Source organism: Neoroseomonas alkaliterrae (assembly GCF_014199195.1).
In the GTDB taxonomy this organism is placed as follows: Bacteria; Pseudomonadota; Alphaproteobacteria; order Acetobacterales; family Acetobacteraceae; genus Neoroseomonas; species Neoroseomonas alkaliterrae.
In genome coordinates this window covers 1-2,802 of sequence record NZ_JACIJE010000036.1, presented here as the reverse complement: position 1 = coordinate 2,802, position 2,802 = coordinate 1, and the positions used below count along the sequence as shown (strand labels likewise).

Here is a 2,802-nt window from a genome sequence, read left to right as displayed (position 1 = left end):
CCACCAACGAAACCCTGCAACTTCCGCCCAAGGCCGCCTGACCCGTGGCCACCTCAAGCCCACCAGCTTTTTCCACCACGTTGACGGACGTGACCCCTCGTCGATGACGAGACCGGAGAGGTAGCCGCGATTTGCGAGGATGGTCCGCAGGACCTCAAGCATCTCCTCATCCGTGAGGCGTCTCGATCGTTCCCGGATGATGATCTGCGCTGCCTCGAACAGCATACGGTCGACGAGAGGCTCGAACGCGCCGTCTCGGCGGATCCACATGTCTGGGCGATTCCGCACCCGCGCGCCCTGCAGCTTGCACGAGATGCGGTTCCAGACATTGTCGCCGACATACTTCTCGTTGATGAGGACCTGGTGGACGGTGCCGCGCGTCCAGGGCCGCCCTAAGTCCGTGCTGATGCCCTGGGCGTTCAGCAACGTGGCGATCTCGTTCTCGCTGCGCCCCTCCTCGACGAAGCTGCGGTAAATCCAGCGGACCGCGTCAACTTCCTCAGCTGGCCCTGGCACGAGGATCACTCGGTCCGTCTGAAGGCTCTTTTGCTCACCGCGGGTCAGCGGCGCCTTGCGATTGCCTGCACCATCCAGGAGGTAGCGGCGCAATCCGAACCCTGCGGGACCGCCCTGGCGGAACCCAAGCTCGATCAGCCGGCCCTGCCCGGCAAAGACGCGGACTGACAGCAGGCGGCTGCCCTCGCCGGCCAGGGCGCGCTTGACGCCCTTGACGATCGTGGCGACCGGGCTGCCGTCATTCTCGAAGCCATCGATGCAGTACTCGACCTGGATCCCTGCCTTGCGGCACTGGTACTCGTAGAAGGCGCTTTCGTCGGCATCCTGGAAGCGTCCCCAACGACTGACGTCGTAGACCAGGATCAGGTCGAAATCCGCCCGCCCGGCTCGAACATCGTCGATCAGGCTCTTGAGGCCGGATCGGCCAGCGAGGCTCAAGCCGCTCTTGCCGTGGTCGGCATAGGTGCGGACGATCTCGATGCCGCGTTCCTCCGCATATTTCCGGATCGCTGCCGACTGGTTCTCGGTGGAGTAGCGCTGGTGGTCGGTCGACATCCGGACGTATTCGGCCGCACGCCGCCGGACGCCTTCTGAATCGCCTGTGCATTCTGTGGACGACCTCACACGCAGGCTCCCTGTCGCGAGCGTCGGCAGGCCGGCGGTCACCCTTCCAGCCGTGGTGCAAGGAACCAGCGAAGCCGCGGTGATGTCGCACCCTGCGCCGACATTAGCGCAGGGACTCCAGGCACATGGGGACGGAGAAGGGCGGAATTCCGCCCGAAGTGGGCGGAAAACTGCACCATTCGCAGAGTGACATGGGCGCACAGCCTCGGCACGCGTCATTCCTGACCGACGCGCTGCGTCGGGAGGCGCGCCGAGAACGAGGTGCCGTGAAGCGGCTGATGCGGTGGAGCGGCGCCAGCGAGGGTGCAGTGAAGGCGTGGCTTCGAGGCGACAGCCAGCCGCGGGCGGATCATCTCATTGCCTTGATGGCGCACTCGGATCAGATTTTGGACGCCGTACTGGCCGCGGCAGGCCGCTCGTCCACCATCCCTGTCGCGGAGCTCATCGTGGTACGTCGTCTCGTTGGTGAAGCCGCGAGCAGGCTGGATGCTCTCGTCATCGGGCTTTAGAATATGCGCTTGAAATTGTAGAACCTGGAGGGCATATTCCGGTGGCCCCATGGGCGATTGAGTTTCACGACGAGTTCGAGCCTGAATTCGACGCTTGGACAGAGGCTGTGCGGGAAGAGCTCCTGGCGCATGCTTTGTTGCTCGCGGAGTTCGGGCCCCAGCTGTCTCGGCCTCACGCGGATACGCTTAACGGGTCGACCTACTCGAACATGAAGGAACTCCGCTTCAGGGCTGCGGATGGCGTGTGGCGCGTTGCTTATGCATTCGATCCGGACAGGAAGGCGATCCTGCTGGTCGGCGGAAGCAAATCGGGCGTGTCCGAGAAGAGGTTCTACAAGAGCCTCATTGAGCGGGCTGACGCGCGGTACGCAACGCATCTGAAGGGCCGGAGGGCGAGGAGCAAGGAGCGGTAGCGATGGGTAAGACCCTAGAAGCCAAGTTGGCGGAACTCGCCCCCGAGTCGCGCGCCCGCGTGGAGAATCGAGCGGCCGAATTGATCGCTGAGGAGGCCTCTCTTCGCGATCTGCGGAAGGCAATGTCGAAGACGCAGACCCAGGTTGCTCGAAAGCTCAAGATTGGTCAGGTGGCAGTCTCTCGATTGGAGCAGAGGGCCGATCTCATGCTCTCGACTCTCAGGGGCTATCTGAACGCCATGGGCGCAGAGCTCGAGGTCCGGGCGGTGTTTAAGGGCCGCCCACCTGTTCGACTGGTCGGCTTTGATCAGATCGCGCCCAAGGCAACGAAGCGTGCGCCTGCGCGGAAGGCCCCCTCGGGTTCCACCGCACGGCCGCGGGCGCGGTCAACGCGAACGTCAGCGAGCGCCTGAGATACACGCCGTTCTCCAGGCAACAGGTCGGCGACGGTTCGAATCCGGGCGCACTCCCTCCGCCAGTTTCTATGGGCGTCCTGCTCTCCGCCAGACGGACCGCCGCGCTGAGTGGCAGGTTTCCTGGGCTTTTCGGGGCAGACCTGTTGATCTGGTCGGCCCCCGAGAGGAGCGAAAATCGCTCTCCGGCTGCCAATTCTCTCCGGACCTTCTGACTTGGCAGCTTTAAGCTTTAGGCCGCGTGGACAAACTGGCGCTTGGGGGGATTCCCAGCCGGGGCCGGACGTGATTCCAAGCTGATCTCTGGCATGGAGATTGGCGTTGATC

Annotated in this window: 4 protein-coding genes; 3 read left to right on the top strand and 1 reads right to left on the bottom strand. The window is 63.8% G+C overall.

The features are described from left to right. Positions 1–1,140: recombinase family protein (locus FHS88_RS20370; protein WP_338146695.1), on the bottom strand; the 1,140-nt coding region annotated here is incomplete at its 3' end. A 125-nt stretch (positions 1,141–1,265) separates the two neighbouring features. Here FHS88_RS20370 and FHS88_RS20365 point away from each other — a divergent pair. Genes FHS88_RS20365 through FHS88_RS21285 form a run of 3 tightly spaced genes read left to right on the top strand, consistent with a single transcriptional unit; the run spans position 1,266 to position 2,475 of the window. Beyond that, a complete protein-coding gene (locus tag FHS88_RS20365) occupies positions 1,266–1,649 on the top strand; it encodes a hypothetical protein (protein ID WP_184487315.1) in 384 nt (127 codons plus the stop codon). Between the two features lie 41 nt (positions 1,650–1,690). After that, positions 1,691–2,062, top strand: a complete 372-nt coding sequence (locus FHS88_RS20360) for a type II toxin-antitoxin system RelE/ParE family toxin (protein WP_184487314.1) — start codon at positions 1,691–1,693, stop codon at positions 2,060–2,062. Positions 2,063–2,064: 2 nt separating this feature from the next. Further along, positions 2,065–2,475: a helix-turn-helix domain-containing protein gene (locus FHS88_RS21285; RefSeq protein WP_184487313.1), complete on the top strand. Its 411-nt coding sequence runs from the start codon at positions 2,065–2,067 to the stop codon at positions 2,473–2,475. Positions 2,476–2,802 lie beyond the last annotated feature (327 nt).